Raw genomic sequence first — 21320 nt, forward strand, 5'->3', positions numbered from 1 at the left:
TTCGTGCATGGACACGACACTACCGAGCACGACACTACAGGGATAGAACAGAAATGACCCACAATGAATCCATCCAACAACTGCGCAGTTGGATGACGAGCCAGATTTTCGGTCAGGAACAACTGATCGATCGGATGTTGATCTGCCTGCTCGCTGGCGGGCACGTACTGGTCGAAGGAGCTCCGGGTCTGGCCAAGACCAAGGCGATCAAAACACTTTCCGAGGCCATCGAAGCCGACTTTCACCGCATCCAGTTCACCCCTGATCTGCTGCCCGCGGATATCACTGGTACCGAAGTCTACCGCCCGGAAACTGCCAGCTTCAGCTTTCAGCAAGGGCCGATCTTCCATCACCTGGTGCTGGCAGACGAGATCAACCGCGCGCCAGCCAAGGTCCAATCTGCGTTGCTGGAAGCGATGGCGGAGCGGCAAGTGAGTATCGGCCGCGAGACCTACCATCTGCCTGAGCTGTTTATGGTCATGGCGACTCAGAACCCAATCGAGCAAGAGGGTACCTACCCGCTGCCCGAGGCGCAGCTGGACCGTTTTCTGATGCACGTTCGCATCGGCTTTCCCGATGCGGCCCTGGAGCGGCAGATTCTGCATCTTGCTCGCGGGGAAGCCCAGGGGGTAAACGCGCGTATCAGTCAGCGCATCAGCCAGGCATCCATTCTCGCCGCGCGGCAGGAAGTATTAAGTCTGTTCATGGCCGACGCGGTGGAGGAATACATGATCCAACTGATCATGGCGACGCGGCGCCCCGAGCTGTACAGCCCGCAGCTGGCGGAGTGGTTGCAACTGGGCGCCAGCCCGCGCGGCACTATCGCGCTGGATCGCTGCGCACGAGCGCATGCCTGGATGGCCGGCCGCGACTTCGTCAGCCCCGAGGACGTGCAGGCTATTGTGCATGATGTGCTGCGGCATCGGCTGATGCTCAGCTTTGAAGCGGAGGCCGCCGGCATTGATGCCGACAAGGCGATCAATCTACTGGTCGAATCGGTAGCGGTGGTCTGACGGTGAAGACCCCGGTGGCGCAGAGCCGTGTGTACATCAGCCTGGATGATTTGCTCAACAGTCGGCAGCATTGCCAACGTCTGCCGCTGTTTCGCGGGCCGGTGCGCGCCAGTCGCCAACTGGGCCAGCAATTTACCCGCCTGCGCGGTCGCGGCGTCGACTTCGACCAGGTGCGCAGTTACCAGCCTGGTGACGACATCCGCAGCATTGATTGGCGGGTGACGGCGCGCAGCGGCAAGGTTCACACCAAGGTATTCAATGAAGAGCGCGAGCGTCCGGTATTTTTGATGTGCGAGCAAAGCGACCGCATGTTCTTCGGTAGCCAGACCTGCATGAAATCGGTACTGGCGGCGGATGCTGCCAGCCTGATAGCCTGGACCGCTCTGGCCCATAATGATCGTGTCGGCGGGGTCATCTTTGGCGCCGAATGCCACGAGGTGCGTCCGCAACGTAACCGCCGTGCGATCCTGCGCTTGTTCAGTCTGTTGAAGGAGGCGAACAACGCCCTGCAGCCGGCCAGCAAAGCCATCAGCGACATGCCCTCCGAGCCACTCAACCTCGCCTTGCGCCACAGTCGCGAAGTGGTCAAGCCAGGCAGCATTCTATACTTGCTCTGTGACCATGCGGCTATCGACCATCTGAACCAGACGTTGCTGATCAATCTGGCCGTCCACAATGATCTGGTGCTGTTACCCGTTTACGACGTCATGGAAAGCCAGTTACCCGCGCAGACATCTCTGGCGTTCATGCAGGCCGACGACCGTCTGACTCTGAACACCGCGGATGCCGCTCTGCGAAATGCCTACGCCGACCAGTTTATCGCCCAGCAACAGGCCTGGCAGCGCCTCTCCCGACGCGTCTCATGCTCCCTGTTCAGCCTGCATACGGGCAGCAGTGCGGTCGACCAATTGCGCGACATGCTCAGCAGCCACAAGCACCGGAGCACCCAGTGAGCGAAGGCCCAAGCACAGCGCTAAGCGAGGGCTTGTATGCCTCGTTGGTGCATCCTGCTGCGCCGCCGCCCATCCCCTGGTGGCCGCCCGCACCCGGCTGGTGGCTGGTACTCGGATTATTATTGTTGCTGGCCATGTTAACGCCCTGGCTGGTGCTGCGCTGGCGGCGCAGATCGGCGATCAAGCTACGCGCGCAGCAAGCGCTGCGTGACATTCCGACCACACTGACCGATCAGCAATGGCTCACCGAGGTCAATACACTGCTCAAGCGTTTGCTTAAACAGCGTGGTGACGTGGCGGCCACCCGCTTGTATGGCCAGCAATGGCTGGATTATCTTTGTGCTCACTATCCCCGGCCACAGCGGCGCAGCCTCGAGCCCCTCGCGGCTGAACTCTACCGGCAAACCGCTGAACTGACCCCGCAACAACGCCGGGAACTACAGCGTGAATTGCGCCGCTGGCTAAGGCATAACCATGTTTGATCTCGCCTGGCCCGCCGCGATTCTGTTGCTTCCACTCCCCTGGGTGTTACGCCGAATTCTACCCCCGGCCACCAACCGCACCGCTGCGCTGCAAGTCGCATTTCTGCCGCGCCTACAGACGCTCCAGGAGGAAGGTGCCGGCCAGCCGGCCGCCCCTGCCCGCTGGCGCTACATACTGATCTGGTTGTTACTGGTGTTTGCGTGCATGCGTCCGCAATGGCTAGGCGAACCTTTACCGATCAATATCAGCGGTCGCGATATGATGATTGCCGTGGACCTGTCAGGCAGCATGGAGTATGCCGACATGCAGCATGAAGACGAGGTTGTCGATCGGCTAACGCTGGTCAAAACCCTGCTGAGCCAGTTTATCGCCCAGCGTCAGGGCGACCGGATCGGCCTCATCCTGTTTGGCTCCAATGCCTATGTGCAAGCGCCACTGACGCATGATCTGAACAGCGTCAGGGTCTGGCTTGATGAAGCCTTTATCGGTTTGGCCGGGCGTCAGACTGCCATTGGCAATGCCATCGGGCTGGCGGTAAAACGCCTTACCGACGAGCCGGCGGAAAGCCGCGTGCTGATTCTGATTACAGATGGCGCCAATAACGCCGGCGAGATCAATCCGTTACAGGCAGCGCGGCTGGCCGCCCAAGAGCAAATCCGCATCTTCACCATTGGCGTGGGGGCCGAGAGCATCACCCAGGCGGAGTTGTCCGGCACCCTGGCCATGGACCGTGACCCCTCGGTCGAACTGGACGAAGGCACGTTAACCGATGTCGCACTGGCTACCGGAGGTGAATATTTCCGCGCCCGGGATGCAGACAGTTTGCAGCAGATATACCAACGGATCGACCAGCTTGAACCGGCGCTGCGTGATGGACGCCCCCAGCGCCAGGCCCGGCCGCTTTATCCCTGGCCGTTGGGCTTAGCGCTGCTACTCAGTCTGCTGTTCACCTGTCTGCGCTTGAATGTGCTGCACAGAGCGCCGCGCCATGCAGATTGAAGCGCTCCAGAGTCTGACTTTCGCGCGTCCCTGGGTGCTACTGCTGCTACCCGTGGCCGGCCTTTGCTGCTGGTTGCTTTACCGCCAGGTCAATCAGCGCTCGGTCTGGGATAAACTGCTGCCGGCGCCAATACGTCTGGCGCTGTTGCAACGCCAGGCCGGGGGCAAGCACGCTGGACGCTTCCTTTTTCTAGCCGGGGCCTGGCTGACCGGCATCCTCGCCTTGGCCGGCCCGGTGCTGGATTCACCGCTACCCGCCACACAAACCAATCAGTCCGCGCTGGTGATCGTCTGGGACGTGTCACGCAATATGCTGGCTACCGACCTGCAGCCCAACCGCCTGGAGCGGGCGCGACTGAAAATCCGCGACCTGATGCAGTTGCACTCGGATAGCCAACTGGCATTGATCGCTTACGCTGGCACCGCTCATCCGGTGACACCATTGAGCAACGACATGCAAACGCTGACCAATCTGCTGGTGGCACTGCAACCCAGCGTGATGCCCGAGGACGGTCAGAATCTGGAGGCTGGCCTGCAGCTTGCTCGCCAGATGATCGCGGACCTGCCCCCGGCCAATAGCCGGGTACTGGTTATTACCAGCGGCGTTGAGGGCACCCAGCTGGATGCATTGCGCCAACAGGCACGCGAACTGGGTGACCGGCTCTCCATCCTCGGCGTGGGCACTACCGAAGGCGCGCCGGTTCCGCTAATGGAGGGTGGTTTTATGCGCGACGCCCAGGGCGGCATTCTGCTACCCAGGCTCAACAGCAAAAGTCTGACTGCCATCGCCCGCAATACCGGCGCGCGCTATCAGCAAATAAGGCTCAGTGATCAGGATCTCAATAGCCTGGTTCCAACTAACCAAAGCCTGGCCGAGACTGAGCAGGAGGCCGGCCTGAGCAGAAGCGATCAGGGGCATTGGCTGATTCTCTTGTTACTGCCGCTCGCTGCAATGGGTGCCCGCCGTGGCTGGCTGGGGCTGGTATTGTGCGCAGCCCTGCTCCCCCTGCCGGCGGATGCCTCTGTCTGGCAGGATCTGTGGCAGCGCCCCGATCAGCAAGCCATGCAGCAGCTGCAACGTCAGCAGCCAGCAGCCGCAGCAGAACGCTTCGAGGATCCGCAGTGGCGCGCCTGGGCCTACTATCAGGCGGGTGACTACCCGGCGGCGGTGAAAGCTTACGAGGCGCTTCTGAGCGCCCAGCCGGACAATCCCGAGCATCATTTCAATCACGGTACTGCGCTGGCGATGGCGGGCGAATACCAGGCCGCCCTGGAGGCCTACGAGCAGACGCTGACCAGAGCGCCGGAGCATCAACCAGCGCGGCACAATCGCGAGCGAATAGAAGCCTTGTTGAAAGAGCTGGCCAAACAGCAGGAACAGGCTCAAGAGCAAGCATCAGACGAACCTGACGAGAGCGATGACGATAGCGGCTCTGCCACCGACTCGAGCAACGGTTCGCGAACAGAAGACGACAGTAACGCCAACCCAACAGCGCCCACCGACCGCCAGGAGGAAGCTTCAGGCAACAGCGAGCAGGCCGCCGCTTCGCGCAACGACGACACGCCTGGCGATGGCGGCGATGGCGAGGCAGAAGGCGATGACCCGGCGGCTGAGGCTAACGCCAATGCTGATAAGCCGGTCACAGATAACCCACCCGGCGGTTCTGATGCGGATGACAGCAGCGCCAGGACCCGCAACAATGAACAGCAAGCAGCACTGCAGCAATGGCTACAGGATATCCCCGATGACCCCGCCGAGCTGCTGAAACGCAAATTCCTTTACCAGCGTCTGCAGCAACTGGAAGACCTATCTCAATGATGCGATGCCTTTTGATCTGTTTATGCCTGCTGCTCGGCAGCCCTGCCCTGGCGGACATCCAAGCCAGCGTGGACCGCACGCGGCTGGTGGAGGGCGAAACGCTGGAGCTGACGCTGGAAAGTGGCGCAACGAACCGCTTCAGCAGCCCCGAACTGGGCGTGCTGGAAGAACATTTCGTCATGCAGGGTACCCGCCAGCTCAGCCTGGTCAGCCAGCTCAATGGCCGCAGCCAACCTATTACCCGATGGGTCATCACGCTCGTGCCCAAACGCACCGGTTATGTGGTGATCCCGCCGATTGCGCTGGATGAAGCCCGGTCCGATCCCATCAGCCTGCATGTGCTCTCAGCCGAAGAAGCCGCAAGTGACAACAACGTGCAGATGGCCCCGGTGTTCATTGATACGGAAATGGACACCGAAACACCCTATGTGCAGGCTCAGGTGCTGATGACCTTGCGCATCTACCATTCGGTCTCGCTGTATGACGACTCGAACCTGACCGGCCTGGATATTCCCGACGCGCGTGTCGAGAGCCTGGGCGCCCCCAGGCAGTACGAGCGGGTGATCAATGGCGTCCGCCATGGCGTCATAGAAGTGCGCTACGCCCTGTTTCCACAGCGCAGTGGCGATCTGGAAATCCCTTCGCAACTGTTCAGCGCCACCATCCTGCAGCCGCGTGACGCCTCATCGCGCTTCTCTGCCCGCACCGGCCGCCTGGTGCAGGTGCGCTCGCCGAGTATCCGCCTTGAAGTGCAGCCGATTCCCGAAACTTATCCCGCTGACGCCCCCTGGATACCGGCCAAGTCGGTGACCTTGACGCAAACCTGGCAACCCGAGCCCGATACGGAATTGGTCAGTGGTGAATCCTTGACCCGCTCTTTAAGCCTGGAAGCGGATGGCTTGAGTGCCAGTCAATTGCCCGCTCTGGGCAGTCTGGATGGCTTGCCGGTGGAGGGGTTGCGCCAGTATGCCGACCAACCGAAACTCGAAAACGTTATTGATGAGAATGGTGTACGCGGGGTCCGTCAGGACAGCGCCGCGTTGCTGGTGCAGAAAGCCGGCGAGTCCCAGCTCCCCGCGCAGACGCTGTATTGGTGGGACACCCAGGCAGATGCGCTGCAGCAGATCGAGCTGGAATCCACCGCGCTGAATGTCATCAGCAGCGACAGCTTCCCTGCCGGGGCTACCCCTACAGAGACAGCCGAAGCGAGTGACCTGGTTGCGGCGGAGATGCCGCTGCTCTGGCCCTGGCAATTGGCAACCGCCTTGCTGAGCTTGGCTCTGGCGGGCTGCTTGCTAATGCTTTACCGCATGCGCAAACGCCTGGAACGGTTCGGCCAACCGGAAACCGATGAAGAGATCTTCGATACTGTAGTGCAAGGCAATCCCTTGGCGGATCTGCAAACCGCCTGCCGCGCCAACCATCCGGCCGAAGCGCGCAAGGCGCTGGAAAGCTGGGCCAGGCAGCAGGACCCCGAAGGTCTGATCGGGGTGATTCAGCGCTACCCTGAGCTGACCGACGCACTGGATGATCTCAATGCCAGCCTATTTGGACAAAGCGAGAGCCAGTGGCGCGGCAAACCACTCTGGCGTGCCGTGCGAATGGTCGTGCAAAGCCAGAAACGCCAAGCCCCGGATGACAGCACCACCCTCGAGTCACTCTACCCTCACGTCTGACGGGGTAGATAAAGGGCTGAGACGGAGCACAGGTCTAGCGTCCAAACAAGATCCTCCCCTTCTACGCGCATCTAGCTGACATAAAAAAGCCGCCCCGAAGGGCGGCTTGATTACACCGATATTACTGCGTTCGCTATAACTGACTCGCTATAGCCGCAAAGCAGCCAGGCTTACTCACGCAGCTTTTCCGGACGAATCAGGAAGCGCGCCAGGGCTGGCAGCAACCAGAGTGCACCGAACATGTTCCACAGGAACATGAAGGTCAGCAGGATACCCATGTCGGCCTGGAACTTGATGGCCGAGAATATCCAGGTGGCAACACCGATAGCCAGAGTGAAGCCAGTGAAGGTCACTGCCTTGCCTGTGGTTTTCAATGTCTCGTAGTAGGCTTCCTGCAACGGCAAGCCCTGACGCAAGTATGTCTCCAGCCGGCTGTAGATATAGATACCATAGTCAACCCCGATGCCTACACCCAGCGCGATCACCGGCAAGGTTGCGACTTTCACACCTATGCCGAGGAACGCCATCAGCGCGTTGGCCAATACCGACGTCAGAGCCAACGGAATGATGATACACATCACCGCGCGGATCGATCGGAAAGTGACCAGGCACATCAGGATCACCACCGCGTAGACCGTCAACAGCATCTTGGTTTGCGACGCCTCGATCACCACGTTAGTGGCGGCCTCAATACCGGCATTACCTGCAGCCAGCTTGAATTCCAGCTCATCGGTGTTGTATTCGGCGGCAAACTCCTCAACCTCCGCGGTCACGCGGGACAAGGTGTCGGCTTTGTGATCCTCCAGATACAACATGACGGGCGCCAGGGAACACGCGGCATTGAACATGCCGGTCGGTGCGCGGCTAATCGCGTTGTTCAGGTTATCCTGATTGCGCGACAGGGTTTGCCAACGGAGGTTACCCTCGTTGTTGCCCATGATCACCTGCTTGGCCACCGTCACCATGGACACCGCCGACTGGACTCCCGGCACGTTCTGCATGCGCCATTCCAGCTGATCGATGGCAGCCATGGTGCCGTAGGCCGAACACATTTCCGGCGGCGTGCTGACCATCACCACCAGCACGTCCGAACTGGTCGAGTAATTGCTGATGATGAAGTCGTTATCCAGATTGTAACGCGAGTCCGGCCGCAGCTCCGGAGCACCCGGATCCAGGTCACCGATCTCGACGTTTTTGCCGTGATAGATACCGAAACCGAAGGCAATGACCGCAAGCACGATCGACACGGGAGCTACCTTAGGATGCGCGAATTTGGCCACAGCCAGCCACAGCTTTTGCGGCCGCGAGGACATGTCACGGTTACGCTCAACGGCGCGCTTGCTGATACCAATGTAAGACATCAGGATCGGCAGCAGCATCAGGTTGGTGAGAATGATCACACCCACACCGATCGAAGCCGCAATACCCAGCTCACGAATCACTTCGATCTCGATCAGCAGCAGCGTAATGAAGCCCACCGCGTCGGAAATCAGCGCGACAATACCCGGTATATACAAGGAGCGGAAGGCCCGTCGAGCAGCGGTATTGGCATCATCGGCATGGGCGTATTCGATGGCCATACCATTGATGATTTGTACGCCGTGGGAAATACCAATGGCGAAAACCAGAAAAGGCACGAGGATCGAATAGGGATCCAGACCGAAGCCCAGACTACGCAGCAACCCCAGTTGCCAGATGACCGCTATCACCGAGCACACCAAGGTGGTCAGTGAGCTCTTCAGGCAGCGGGTAAAGATCATCAGCAGCACAAAGGTGATGATCAGCGCGCCGCCAAAGAACATCACTACCAACATGATGCCTTCAATCAGGTCGCCGACCTTTTTGGCGAAGCCGACAATATGGATGCTGATATTCGGGTTTTCTGCCTGAAACTCGGAACGGATTTTTTCTTCCAGTTGCCGGGAGAAATCACCGTAATCCAGACGCAGCAGCTCACCTTGGTCATCCGGATTGGGATAATACTCCTGAAGCGGCACTTCAATAATCGTCGACTTGAAGTTATTCGCCACCAGACGGCCGATCTCACCGGACTTGAGCACGTTCTCGCGCAACTGCTCGAGATCCTCTTCGTTCAGATAGGCAGGACGATTGGCCACTGGCCCGCCATCAAAACCATACTCGGTTACGGCAGTCCAGCGTACGTTGGGAGTCCATAAAGAGCGGAGGTTGGAACGGTCAACACCAGGAAGGAAGAACACCTCGTCGTTAATGCGCTTGAGGGTTTCCATATACTCGGTAGTAAAAATGTCACCATCCTCGATGGCAACGGCGATACGTATCGAGTTACCCAGGTTGGCCAGATCGTTCTGATGCTCCATCATATTGACGATGTAAGGATGCTTCAGAGGAATCATTTTCTCGAAGCTGGTATCGGGCTTTACCTGTGCGGCCTGGTAACCCAACAGTGCGGTTATCACGGCGAAGATAAGCAAGACAATCATGCGGTTGTTGAAGATCAACCGCTCGATCAATGGTGCAGATTGCTGATGCTGTTTCGACATCCAGTTTTCTCCTGGAGCTGAACTTTATTCCCGGGTACAGCCGCTCAGGGAGCGGCTGTGAGACCGTTTTCACCCGCCTTGACCGCGCCACGCTGGCCAATGAGGAGCACGCTGCCATCTTCCAGGAAGGTCCCGGTAGACAGAGCGACACGATCTGAACGAATGGCGACATTGAAAGTGCGGCCGCGATCATCGCTGGTCAACACTACCCCGCCGATACCCACCACAATGATCTGACCGTCTTCCGACAGGCTACCGCTGGACAAAGTGGATTCCAGAGGACCGTTATTCGGCGTATTCAGGCTGACCTGTTCCCAGGTGTCACCGAAATCTTCCGAACGGAACATGTTGCCACGCAGACCCCAAGCCAGAACCACACCGGCCTCACCGGTACCAGTGGCGCCGAAGAAGGAACCGTCATAGGGCAAGTCAGTCAGGGTTTCCCAGGTGTCGCCATAATCAGGCGAGCGATACATGGTGCCGAGCTCGCCAACCATGAACAGGCCGGTGTCGGCCACTTCAGTAATCGCGTTGTAGTGGAAGCCATCAACGTTATCGATATCACCGGTCAAGTCTTCCCAGGTCTTGCCACCGTCGTCGGTACGCAGGAACAGGCCATAGGCACCTGCGGCAAAACCGGTATTGGCATCACGAAACCAGACGTCCATCAGCGGACGCTCAAGAAGACCGCCTTCCTGCTCGTCCCGGGATTCCTCCAGAGTCGGATCACGGTATTGCTGCTCCCAGGTCTCACCGGCATCAGCGGTGTGCAGAATCAGCGAGTCATGACCCACAGCCCAGCCATTTTTCTCATCGGCGAAATGCACTGCGGTGAGCAATTGACGGGTAGGAACCGGAGCCTGAATCCAGGTAAGGCCCTGATCATAGGAGTAGACAATGTGGCCACGGCTGCCGACAGCCACGAGCCGATCACCGACCTTTTCCACATCCAGCAACAGCACTTCGCTGGCCTTGAAGGAGATAACTGCAGGTTTTGCGTCGCCAGCAATACTGCCTTGAGCCATAGCGGTAGCAACAGGCAAACAGGTCAAGGCAGCGGACAGCCCCAGCGCAGTCAGGATCTGACGAGACAAAGATTGTTTGCGACTCTTGGCTGCCAGTTTATTTTCAGTACTGGCTTGGCAAAGAAGTAAAGCGCGCCGCTCGATGGGCTTACGCATACACCATTCCCCCTTATTCTTATAGGTGCCTGTATTAGTACAGGCAGGGCAACCGCCGATAGCGGTCAATCAATAGTACCGGCCTTTGACAGAGCCTGCCAACGGGCCGCGGTTATCTTTTGTTAATCACCTCAATGATAAGCGAGCAGTAGAAAGGGCCGTTTTGACCACCCCTTTCAGTGCCCTTGAGCCAGCCGGAATCCGACTGGCCCACTTCGCAATCAGTGAGTCAGTTTGCTCGCTGGCTTTTCGGCCATCTTCGCCGGATTGATCAGGAACCGAGCCAGGGCCGGCAACAGCAACAGCGCGCCGATCATGTTGACCAGGAACATGAAGGTCAGCATCAGACCCATATCGGCCTGGAACTTGATCGCCGAGAATACCCAGGTAGCCACACCGATGGCCAGACACAGACCGGTAAACAGAACCGCTTTACCTGTAGAGCGCAGCGTCTCGTAGTAGGCTTCTTGCAGCGGCATGCCGGCACGCAGGAAGGTTTCCAGGCGGCTGTAAACATAGATGCCGTAATCCACACCCACGCCCACACCCAGTGCAATCACCGGCAGCGTTGCCACCTTCATGCCAATCCCCAGATAGGCCATCAGCGCGTTACCCAGCACCGACGTCAATACCAGCGGCAGCACGACGCAGATGGTGGCGGCGAGCGAGCGGAAGGTGAAGTAACACATCACGCCCACCCAGATGTATACCAGCACCAGAATCAACAGCTCGGAGCTGGCGATCTCTTCGTTGGTGGCCGCTTCAATACCGGCATTACCGGCCGCCAGCAGGAATTTCATATCCTCGGTGTTGTACTCGGCAGCGAACTCTTCAACAGCCGCAGTGGCGGTCTTCAGGGTCTCTGCCTTGTGATCGTTGAGGAACACCATGACCGGCGCCAACGAACAGGTATTGTTGAACATGCCGGCAGGGGCACGACTCACCGCGCTGTTCAGGTTGTCCTGGTTACGCGACAGGGTCTGCCATTTCAGGTTGCCTTCGTTGTTGCCCATCAGCACCTGCTTGGCAACCGTCACCAGCGATACCGCAGACTGCACGCCCTTCACGTTCGACATGTGCCACTCGAGCTGATCGATGGCCGCCATGGTTTCGTAGGAGGAGCACATTTCCGGGCCGGTTTCGACCATCACTACCAGTACATCCGAGCTGGTCGAGTAGTTGGAGATAATGAAGTCATTGTCCAGGTTATAGCGCGAATCGGGACGCAGTTCCGGAGCACCTGGATCCAGGTCACCCACCTGCAGGTTGGCCTTCTGGTAGAAGAAAGCACCTGTGCCGCCGACCACAGCCATGAGCACCAGTACCGGCGCCAGCTTCGGATGCGCGGTGTAAGACAGTGCACGCCAGAAAGGATGTTCGCGCACTGCATCACGCTTGCTGCGCTCGATGGCCTTTTTGCTGATACCCAGGTAGGAAATGGTTACCGGCAACATGATCAGGTTGGTGAACACGATGACCGCCACACCTACAGATGCGCCGATAGCCAGTTCGTGGATAACGCCGATATCGATAACCAGCAAGGTGATAAAACCAACCGCGTCAGCCAGAATCGCGATCATGCCCGGCAGGAATAACTGACGGAAGGTGCGTCGGGCAGCGATCAGAGCGTTGTCCGCTTCACCGGACTGCAGTGCGATACCGTTGATCTTCTGCACGCCGTGGGAAATACCAATGGCGAAAATCAGGAACGGAACCAGCATGGAATACGGATCCAGCCCGAAACCGATCAGATTGATCAGGCCAAGCTGCCAGACCACCGCAATCAGCGTAGTCATCAAAACCGAGAGTGTGCTGCGGATGCACCAGGTGAACCAGTACAGCAGCACCAGCGTGATCAACAACGCAATACCGAAGAAGGCAACCACCGCGGTCAGGCCTTCGATCAGATCACCCACTTTTTTCGCAAAGCCGACGATGTGGATCTCGATATTAGGGTTTTCGTTCTGGAACTGATCACGGATCTTTTCTTCCAGCAGGGTCGAAAAATCACCGTAATCCAGCGCGATCAGCTCTGACTGATCCTCCGGATTGGGATAGAACTCCTGCAGCGGCACTTCAATGATGCTCGACTTGAAGTTGTTGGCCACCAGACGACCAATTTCACCGGATTTGAGCACGTTGACGCGCAAATCTTCCAGTTGTGCGTCATCCACATAGGAAGGATGGCTGGCCACCGGACCGCCATCAAAACCGTACTCGGTTACTTCGGTCCAACGCACGTTGGGCGTCCAAAGTGAGCGCAAACCCGACCGGTTTACGCCGGGCAGGAAGAAAACCTCATCGTTGACACGCTTAAGGGTCTCCATGTACTCGCTGGAGAAGATATCGCCATCCTTGATCGACACGGCGATACGGATCGAGTTACCCAGACCGGCCAGGTCGTCCTGGTGTTCGATCATGTTGACAATATAGGGGTGCTCAAGCGGGATCATCTTGGCAAAGCTGGTATCCGGGCGGATCTGCGATGCCTGCCAGCCCAGAAAAATGGTGATCACTACAAATATCGCAACAACCAACAAGCGGTTGTTGAATACCAGCCGTTCCATAAAGGTTTCGGCTTCGTGAATATTATTCGACATCCCGACTCTCCCGGCCTACAAGCCATCTATCATTTATTGTTAGGTTTGGCGCTGACTTTCTTTTGCCCGCCAGCAACGGACAGAACTCTGGGGTAAGGGTCAAACCTGCGCCGGAAACCGGGCGTGCGACCAGGCGCAAAATTCCACTCAGGGCAGGATAGCTACCTGAAGGAAATTGCAGAAAAACCGAAGAAAACATCTTGAGAGCGGTGCTTACAGCCCGAACAAATGGCCTGGCACAACAACCGGACGAAGCATGCCAGACAGATGGCGTCCCCATACATCAACCTCTATTATTGTTATTCGGCGCCATGCTCGCATGACGTATCGGCTGATATTACAGTCGAAGGTCGTTCTAGACTAATAGTTCATGGTTATCTTTTGTGAAGCATGCTTGTGGTGATGTTCCGCTCTGCGTGGCAGTGATATTGCAGAGCGGAACACTTCCCGTCAAACCAGTGACTTACTCACCACCTCGTAAACATCAGGCGACAGGTTTTCAGCAGCGATAATGCGTGACAACTCCGCCTTCATCAGCGCTTGGCGGGCTTCGTCATATTTCCGCCAGCGTGTCAGCGGCGTCAGCAGTCGCGCGGCGATCTGCGGGTTGAGCGGATCCAGCTGCAGGATACGATCGGCCAGGAAGCGATAGCCGGATCCATCTGCCGAATGGAAATTGACCAGATTCTGATTGGCGAACGCGCCTATCAGTGAGCGGATCTTGTTTGGGTTGCGCATGCTGAACGCCGGATGCTGCATCAACTCCTGCACGCGTTGCAGCGCGCCGGGCTGGCTGGCGGCGGCCTGAATGCTGAACCACTGATCCATTACCAGCGGGTAACTCTGCCAGCGTTCGGCAAAATCACTCAGCGCGGCGCGCTTCTGCTCGTCATAAGAAGAATTGACCAAGGCTACCAACGCCGCTTGACGGTCAGTCATATTGTTCGCCTCGACAAACTGGCGTACGCAGACATCCAGCGCCTTGCCCGACGGGCACAGCATCAAATAACCCAGCAAGGTGTTTTTCAGGCTACGGCGCGCCACGGCAGCAGCTGACGGACTGTAGGGCACCTGGTCATTGAGCGCCTGGTAAAGCGGCCACATCTCGGCTTCCAGAGCCACTGCCAACTCCTGACGCACCCAGTCCCGCACGTAGTGAATGCCGTCTATATCGGCCACATCCGCCAGCTCGACCAGATAAGCCTCGGACGGCAGCCGCAACATTTCCGCGACCATCGCCGGGTCGAGCGTGCTGTCGGCCAAAAGCGTGCGATACACATCAAGCAGGCGCTGATCGAGCATCAAAGGCCGGCCTGCTCGATGAATTCCGACCAAGCCTTGAAGAATCTCTACCGCCAATGCCTGGGAAGCCTCCCAGCGATTGAACCCGTCGGGATCGTGCTTGGCCAGAAACACCCGGTCATCGCGACTGTAGGGGTAGGTCATTTTTACCGGTGCAGAAAAACCGCGCAGCAAAGACGGCAGCGGCTGTTCAGAGATGCCGGTAAACGTAAACAGCTGCTCGGCCTCGGTCACCGCCAGCACCCGCTCGGTACCCTGCGCCTGAGCCTCGTCAGCAAGTTGCAGCGGCATTTCCAGACCCTGGGCATCCAGCAACGCCATGCGTACCGGTATCACCTGCGGCTTTTTCTCGCTTTGCCCCGGGGTCGGTGGACAGCTTTGGCGGAAAAGCAGACTGAAGGTCGCAGCCGCCGCATCGTAACGCCCTTCTACCGCCAGGCGCGGGGTACCCGCCTGACTGTACCAGCGCTTGAACTGGGTGAAATCAGCCCCGTTGGCATCTTCCAGAGCCTTGACGAAATCATCGCAGGTCACCGCCTGGCCATCGTGTCGATCAAAATACAGATCCGTGCCTTTCCGGAACCCCTCAGCACCCAGCAGTGTATGCAGCATACGCACGACCTCTGCGCCCTTCTCATACACCGTCAAGGTATAGAAGTTGCTGATTTCAATAAAGGAATCCGGCCGTACCGGATGGGCCATCGGGCCTGCATCCTCAGCAAACTGATTGGCACGTAAAAAGGTCACGCCTTCTATGCGGTTGACCGTCTCTGAATTCATGTCAGCGGAAAACTGCGAGTCTCGCAGCACAGTGAAGCCTTCCTTGAGCGAGAGCTGAAACCAGTCGCGGCAGGTCACCCGGTTGCCCGACCAGTTATGAAAGTATTCATGTGCAACCACTGCCTCGACGCGCTGGAACGCCAGATCGGTGGCGGTATCGGCATGCGCCAGCACACAGCTGGAGTTGAAGATATTCAACCCCTTGTTTTCCATGGCGCCCATATTGAAATCGTTGACCGCAACGATCATGAAGATATCCAGGTCGTATTCGCGGCCATAGACCTCCTCGTCCCAGCGCATTGAACGCTTGAGGCTGTCCATCGCGTGCGCACACTGTTCACGATTTTCCGGCTCAACGTAGATGCGCAGGTCGATCTCGCGCCCGCTCATGGTGGTGAAGCTGTCCTGGATCAGACACAGATCTCCGGCCACCAGCGCAAACAGATAGGCCGGTTTGGGGAAGGGATCTTCCCAGGTCACCCAGTGCCGGCCGCCTTCGTGGTCGCCCGAGGCCACGGGATTGCCGTTGGACAGCAGTACCGGATAATCGCCACGCTCGGCGATGACCGTGGTAGTAAAGCGGCTCATCACATCCGGACGGTCGAGGTAATAGGTGATTTTGCGAAAGCCCTCGGCCTCGCACTGGGTGCAGAACATCGCGCCGGACTGATACAAACCTTCCAGCGCGGTATTGTCCCGCGGTTTGATCCGGGTGGTGATCGCCAGATCAAAGGATGCTGATGCAGGTTGCAGGCGCAGCGTATTGGCGTCCACCTGGTAGTCGCTGCTGGCCAGCGCCTCATCATCGATGGCGACGCTCAGCAACTCGAGATTCTGGCCGTCGAGCATCAACGCGGGTAACGCCTGGCCGTGTTTGTCCGCATTCAGCTGCACGCTCAAGCGGCTGTGCACCAGTGCGTGGTCATCGTGCAAATCAAAGGTCAGGTGGGTTTCGCTGATCCAGTAATCGGGTTGCTCATAGTCCTTGAGGTAAATGGTCTTCGGCTGTTCGGTACGCATGGCGTTCTCCTCAGGACACACTGACTGACAGTGTATAGGCGGTATATTTACGAATATTGATGACGCCGGTATCGAGTATCAGATACTGGCCCTTGATACCCAGCAGGGTACCTTCAAGGACCGGTTCCTTGTCCAGGTTGGCGGATTGCGGTTTGGCGCTGTATTGCAGCACCGGATAGCGGATGTCGGTGACGTCGGCCTGCAGCGGTTGAATGGCTTGCAGGCCATGTTGTTGCTGCAGCGCCATAATGCCGGTCGCGGCACCGTCCAGCAGACGGTCACGCGCGGCGAGCATATCCACTGGTTCCGGCTCACCCTTGAGCAGCGCGCGCCAGTTGGTCTTGTCTGCCACCTGCTGGCGCAGCAGATCTTCCACCAGCCCGGACTGCAGCCGAGTGGAAACCCGCATGATCGGCAACGCCTGGCTTGCGCCCTGATCTATCCAGCGGGTCGGCACTTGAGTGGCGCGCGTAATCCCCACCTTGAGGCCGGAAGAGTTGGCCAGATAAACGATATGATCGGTCATGCAGAACTGCTCGCCCCAGGCCGGCTCGCGGCAGGTACCCAGGTGATGGTGGCACCGCTCAGGACTCATGATACAGGTATCGCAGGAGGCCAGCTTGATCATGCAGGGGTAACAGTAGCCCTGGCTGTAGCTCTTTTTCGTGCGGCGACCGCAATGGCTGCAATGAATCAGACCGAGCGACTCGAGGCGCAGGGTCTTGCCCAGGCACTCGTTCAACGGTAGCCGGGATTCGCCAATCGGCAGATGGTAGCTGACCGGCGAATCCAGCGCCGTTTTCAACTTGCTGATACTGCCTGTGCCTTGCAAATAAGGCATCAGTGCAGGGTATCCGAGCCAGTGGAAAAGAGAATATTGGGTACTGTTTTTGCCTCGGATTTGCAGCTCTGTGGCCCCATATAGCCGGTGCGCTGCTCTTCTGGCAGATTATCCTGCTCCCAGGCGATCATCGCCTGCAGGCACAGTTCTTTCTGCTCCTGGGTCAACTTGCGCCCATCGGACCATTTGCCGATCTCGACCGCCGTTTTCAGGCTGGCATAAACGTCAGGGGTAATATTGCGCAGCATTTCGGCAAAACTGGTCATGATGTCTCCAGAAAAAACGATGTCATTGGTTCAATTCTATTCACTCTTGCCGGCCGCGCCGAGCACGTTCCAGACCGCCTGCGGCAAGGCCTACCGCACACCCCGCCAGCAAGCCGCTAACATGCGCGGTATTGGCTATGGCGCCGAACCCCAACATGGTAATCAGCCCGGAAAGACACAGCGCCAGCCAAACCAGCATCAGTACCACTACCCCCTTGGGCAAGGCAAAATGCACGTTGGGGGCGAGCCATTGATACAGCCAGCAATAGCCCAGCAAGCCGTAAAGCACGCCCGACAGACCACCAAAGAGTGCATGACCGCTAACCCACCACTGAGCGGTGTTGGAAATCAGTGCAAACAGCAGTGTCAGGCCCAGCAACCAAAGGCCGCCGGAACGCATTTCAATGCGCCGCCCCAGCTCCCAGTACCACAAGGAGTTGAAGGCCAGATGCATCAGGCCGAAATGCAGAAATATAGGTGCAACCAGACGCCACCACTGGCTCAGATCCATTTCGCTGGCAAAATAGCCATTGGCGTCGACCGGCACGAAGGTGAACAGGCCGATAGTCTCAGGGCGGCTCCCTATTCCGGTCAGCAGCGCGACGACACCGGTCAGCGCCAGCACGATCAGGGTGACCGGGATACGTCGCCAGACCAACGGCCAGTTGGAACTCCCGGCCGCTGGGCTGGCTTTCTCGACCGCGTCAAATGCCTGATCCGGAATGCCTTCGGCGTAGAACGCCTGCACGATCTGCGCTCCGGCTTCGTCATGAGTCCAGATCACCTGTTTGCCGTCCTCTTCGGTAATGCGATGCACTACCCCCCGGCTACGCAGGAAGTGGGTAAAGCGACTCAGGTCTTCATCCAGAGAACATTGTAATGCGCGGTACATGCTTACCTCAGGCCAGCCTGGGTACATCGACCCAGACAAAATGATCGCGGTGCAGGTGGTGTTCACCTTCCCAGCGATAAGCGACCAGTTTGCCATACTTCACCGCACTGTAATCCAGGCAGGCAAGATTCGGTCTGATAGGGTGCGGATTGCCCTGCTGCCAATAGTGCCCGACAAACAGTATCGGCTGGTCCGTATCATAGAGCAGCAACTCAGCCTTTTGATCATCGCTCAGAGGACGAGCGGCAACCTCATCAGGTAAAGCGTCGGGCTGAAAAACAATATCGCCGTAGGTTTGCGGCTGTTCTTCCCAGAATTTGGTCCGAAAGGCCCGGCGCGTCAGGCCGTCCCTACCGGTCATGATCTGGCCGTGCGGCAAGCGCATATCGATGCCGCGCAGCAGCCGCTCCAGCACCTGGGAGGCAAAGCTCTCATGGTCAGTGGCGGCTTCAAGAAACTCCCGATCAATACAGCCGTTCTGGTACTGCGTGGCGAAAGGTTTGATCAGGTTGTCGTCCCAGCAGGCGTGTACCAGGCGAATCTCACCCATGTCCATAAACAGCGGCAGCGTATAAAACCAGTCAAGAAAGTATTCCCACTCTTCAGGCCAGGCGGCGAACTGCTCGAGCGTATCCTGGATTTGCCGTCGGTTACGCTCGGTGTGTTCACGAATATACTGCCGGCCGCTACCCGCCGGGGCCGGGGTGCTCCAGGCCAGGGCATTGATTTCGTGATTACCCATGATGCAGCTGGCCGCGCCGGCTTCGACCATGTCATGCACCAGGTGCAGCGCCTCGCGGATGCGCGGCCCCCGATCAATGATATCGCCCAGGAACAACGCCTTGCGGGTCGGGTGCCGCCACACGCCAGCCTGTTTTGCATAGCCCATACGAGCCAATAGCTGCGTCAGGGTCTGCGCACATCCGTGCACATCGCCAATAACGTCATAACCTTGAAGATCGCCGGGAAGCATTATTGATCCGTCAGACGACTTGACCAGCCGAGCTTGCTGCGACAAATCGCGTAGAAGTTGTGATCCAGTGGGTGCAGCAGACGCAGCTTTTGCGGCTTCTTGCGAATCGTCAGGCTGTCACCCGGCGCACAGGCGATATGCACCTGGCCATCGCAACTGACCTGCGGATAAATGCCATTCTGCTTGGAAATGATGATCTTCAGTTCGCTGTTGGCATCCACCACGATCGGGCGACTGGACAAGGTGTGAGGAAACATCGGCACCAGCACCATGGCATCCAGCTTCGGGTGCATGATCGGCCCGCCGGCAGACAGTGAATAGGCGGTCGAACCGGTCGGCGTAGCAACGATCAACCCGTCGGACTTCTGGCTGTAGACAAACTGGCCATCGATATACAGCTCAAACTCGATCATCCGCGCTGATTTGCCCGGGTGCAGCACCACATCATTCAGTGCCTCACTCGTGCCTAGTTGCTCATCGCCGCGCCGCACAAATACGTCCAGCAGAAAGCGCTTCTCTACACTGTATTGGCCAGCCAGCACTTCACCTACCCGGCTTTCCAGCTCGTCAGGGGAGATATCGGTAAGAAACCCCAGCCCACCGCGGTTAACGCCCAGTACCGGAACGTTATAGCGGCACAGAGCACGCGCAGCACCCAACAAACTGCCGTCGCCGCCGACGACAATGACCAGATCGCAGATTTCGCCCATCATCTTCCGGGAACAGACCTGCAACTGGTGCCCCGGCAACAGATCAGCCACCGCATCTTCCAGGATCACGCTATGGCCATTATCCAGCAGAAACCGCTTGAGGCGTTTGAGGGTATCGACCACCTTGCCGCTACCCAGACGTCCGATTAAACCAACATTACGGAACTGCTCCATACCACCTCACTCTTGCAGCCAACCGGCGGCGTTCAACGCCGCCCAGCCTGATGCTGAACTATTCGAATAGTATGATTATCCGCAGCCAGCACGATGCTGGCAAATGGGAGAGGTTAAGAGGAGTGTCAGGCAGGTGAAAACCTGTGATACGGGCGTTAGTCGACGTCGGTCGGCGTGCGGCTCTGAAGCTTCAACATGTCTCGCTTTAACGCGGCATTGAGCTTCTGCTGTTGGGCCAACTCGTTCTTGATGTCGCCCAACTCTCCTTGGATGATCGCCAGGTGATCCTCGTGCTGCTGACGCAAGGCAATCAGCTCGGCATGCTTTTGCTGCACCAATTGATCAATCTGCTCGTGCAGTTCGGCAATTTGAGCAGCCTGTGCCGCACGCTCCTGCTCACCCATCTCTGCCGTGGCCCTGGATTTTTCATTGGCCGCCGCGCTGGACGAGTCGATAGGCACGACATTGCTGCCGCCATACCAGGCATCTTCCGCCGCCATCTGCAGGCGGTCTGTCTGCAGCACCGTCAGCGCTTCTTCGTCATCCCCCAGAATACCCAGGGTGTTACGGGTCACCGCTTCCTTGATCATCAACAGATCAGAGCGCCCCTCACGTTGGCCGGGTTTCCACAAGTGCGGACGGAACTTCGGATTGGCGGAAAAGCCCAGACATACCAAACGAATCGGCCCACCACCCATATCCGGACCGCGCCCGGCCTTTTCGGCCATCGTGCGCAGGGGCATATTCCACAGGCTATTGATGTTGCCATCCAGATCGAAGTCGATAGTGAAAAACACCGCGCCTCTGACATGCAGCCGATTGCTGATCTGCAGAAATACCGCCTCCACCGTTTCATCGGCGAATTCCGGGGTCGACACCATGCCGTCAAGCAGCGCCTCGAATTCCGGATAGAGCATTTCCTTGGCGATACCTCGCTCGGAAAAAAACATCACCGCTTCGGTCAGCAGCGGCTTTCGTACTGTATTCATCACTTGCTCCCGCCGGGTCCGTCCAGCCTTGTCCAGATCAAACATGATCCTACGCTTTTTTATGGCAATTGCACTTTGGAGCGCAAGTGTAGAGAAAAGTGCCATTGAGGACTGTGATGCACTTGGC

The 21320-nt window shown here is 58.1% G+C and carries 16 protein-coding genes; 6 read left to right on the forward strand and 10 right to left on the reverse strand.

Annotated features, from left to right (window positions below; all coding sequences use genetic code 11):
• Window positions 1–53 precede the first annotated feature (53 nt).
• From EAO82_RS14775 to EAO82_RS14800, 6 genes are read left to right on the forward strand one after another with little or no spacing between them, the layout of a single operon-like run.
• Entirely contained in the window at window positions 54–1013 is a 960-nt protein-coding gene (locus EAO82_RS14775; RefSeq protein WP_096344778.1) for an AAA family ATPase, read from the forward strand.
• Between the two features lie 2 nt (window positions 1014–1015).
• On the forward strand, window positions 1016–1966 hold the full coding sequence (locus EAO82_RS14780) for a DUF58 domain-containing protein (RefSeq protein WP_174958897.1): 951 nt from the start codon (window positions 1016–1018) through the stop codon (window positions 1964–1966).
• Complete coding sequence (locus EAO82_RS14785) at window positions 1963–2448, forward strand: DUF4381 family protein (protein ID WP_174958900.1); 486 nt, start codon at window positions 1963–1965, stop codon at window positions 2446–2448. The genes EAO82_RS14780 and EAO82_RS14785 overlap by 4 nt, the downstream gene beginning before the upstream one ends.
• Window positions 2441–3448 carry a vWA domain-containing protein gene (locus tag EAO82_RS14790; protein ID WP_096344781.1) on the forward strand — a complete coding sequence of 336 codons (1008 nt, stop codon included), beginning with the start codon at window positions 2441–2443 and terminating at the stop codon, window positions 3446–3448. Before EAO82_RS14785 ends, EAO82_RS14790 begins: the two co-directional genes overlap by 8 nt.
• Window positions 3438–5267 carry a VWA domain-containing protein gene (locus EAO82_RS14795; RefSeq protein ID WP_174958903.1) on the forward strand — a complete coding sequence of 610 codons (1830 nt, stop codon included), beginning with the start codon at window positions 3438–3440 and terminating at the stop codon, window positions 5265–5267. Before EAO82_RS14790 ends, EAO82_RS14795 begins: the two co-directional genes overlap by 11 nt.
• Window positions 5264–6943: a BatD family protein gene (locus tag EAO82_RS14800; RefSeq protein WP_096344783.1), complete on the forward strand. Its 1680-nt coding sequence runs from the start codon at window positions 5264–5266 to the stop codon at window positions 6941–6943. The genes EAO82_RS14795 and EAO82_RS14800 overlap by 4 nt, the downstream gene beginning before the upstream one ends.
• A 170-nt stretch (window positions 6944–7113) precedes the next feature.
• Here the strand turns inward: EAO82_RS14800 and EAO82_RS14805 are convergent, their stop codons facing one another.
• The 10 genes from EAO82_RS14805 to EAO82_RS14850 all read right to left on the reverse strand — a co-directional run bounded on the left by EAO82_RS14805 (window position 7114) and on the right by EAO82_RS14850 (window position 21193).
• Window positions 7114–9465 carry an efflux RND transporter permease subunit gene (locus EAO82_RS14805; RefSeq protein WP_096344784.1) on the reverse strand — a complete coding sequence of 784 codons (2352 nt, stop codon included), beginning with the start codon at window positions 9463–9465 and terminating at the stop codon, window positions 7114–7116.
• A 44-nt stretch (window positions 9466–9509) separates the two neighbouring features.
• Window positions 9510–10646, reverse strand: coding sequence for a YCF48-related protein (locus tag EAO82_RS14810; RefSeq protein ID WP_096344785.1), 1137 nt, complete (start codon window positions 10644–10646; stop codon window positions 9510–9512).
• 221 nt (window positions 10647–10867) lie between these two features.
• Complete coding sequence (locus EAO82_RS14815) at window positions 10868–13246, reverse strand: efflux RND transporter permease subunit (RefSeq protein WP_096344786.1); 2379 nt, start codon at window positions 13244–13246, stop codon at window positions 10868–10870.
• A gap of 450 nt (window positions 13247–13696) precedes the next feature.
• Complete coding sequence (pepN, locus tag EAO82_RS14820) at window positions 13697–16348, reverse strand: aminopeptidase N (RefSeq protein ID WP_096344787.1); 2652 nt, start codon at window positions 16346–16348, stop codon at window positions 13697–13699.
• Between the two features lie 10 nt (window positions 16349–16358).
• Window positions 16359–17189: a DUF2797 domain-containing protein gene (locus EAO82_RS14825; RefSeq protein ID WP_096344788.1), complete on the reverse strand. Its 831-nt coding sequence runs from the start codon at window positions 17187–17189 to the stop codon at window positions 16359–16361.
• Window positions 17189–17455: a YeaC family protein gene (locus EAO82_RS14830; RefSeq protein ID WP_096344789.1), complete on the reverse strand. Its 267-nt coding sequence runs from the start codon at window positions 17453–17455 to the stop codon at window positions 17189–17191. The genes EAO82_RS14825 and EAO82_RS14830 overlap by 1 nt, the downstream gene beginning before the upstream one ends.
• 40 nt (window positions 17456–17495) lie before the next feature.
• Window positions 17496–18347, reverse strand: a complete 852-nt coding sequence (locus EAO82_RS14835; protein WP_096344790.1) for a rhomboid family intramembrane serine protease — start codon at window positions 18345–18347, stop codon at window positions 17496–17498.
• Window positions 18348–18354: 7 nt separating this feature from the next.
• Window positions 18355–19320, reverse strand: coding sequence for a metallophosphoesterase (locus tag EAO82_RS14840; RefSeq protein WP_096344791.1), 966 nt, complete (start codon window positions 19318–19320; stop codon window positions 18355–18357).
• On the reverse strand, window positions 19320–20204 hold the full coding sequence (locus tag EAO82_RS14845; RefSeq protein ID WP_096344792.1) for an NAD(+) kinase: 885 nt from the start codon (window positions 20202–20204) through the stop codon (window positions 19320–19322). The genes EAO82_RS14840 and EAO82_RS14845 overlap by 1 nt, the downstream gene beginning before the upstream one ends.
• A gap of 155 nt (window positions 20205–20359) precedes the next feature.
• Window positions 20360–21193 (reverse strand): hypothetical protein, encoded by an 834-nt coding sequence (locus tag EAO82_RS14850; RefSeq protein WP_143520251.1) that lies wholly within the window; start codon window positions 21191–21193, stop codon window positions 20360–20362.
• Between the last annotated feature and the right edge of the window lie 127 nt (window positions 21194–21320).

Origin of the sequence: Halopseudomonas pelagia, from assembly GCF_009497895.1 — a bacterium.
In the GTDB taxonomy this organism is placed as follows: Bacteria; Pseudomonadota; Gammaproteobacteria; order Pseudomonadales; family Pseudomonadaceae; genus Halopseudomonas; species Halopseudomonas pelagia_A.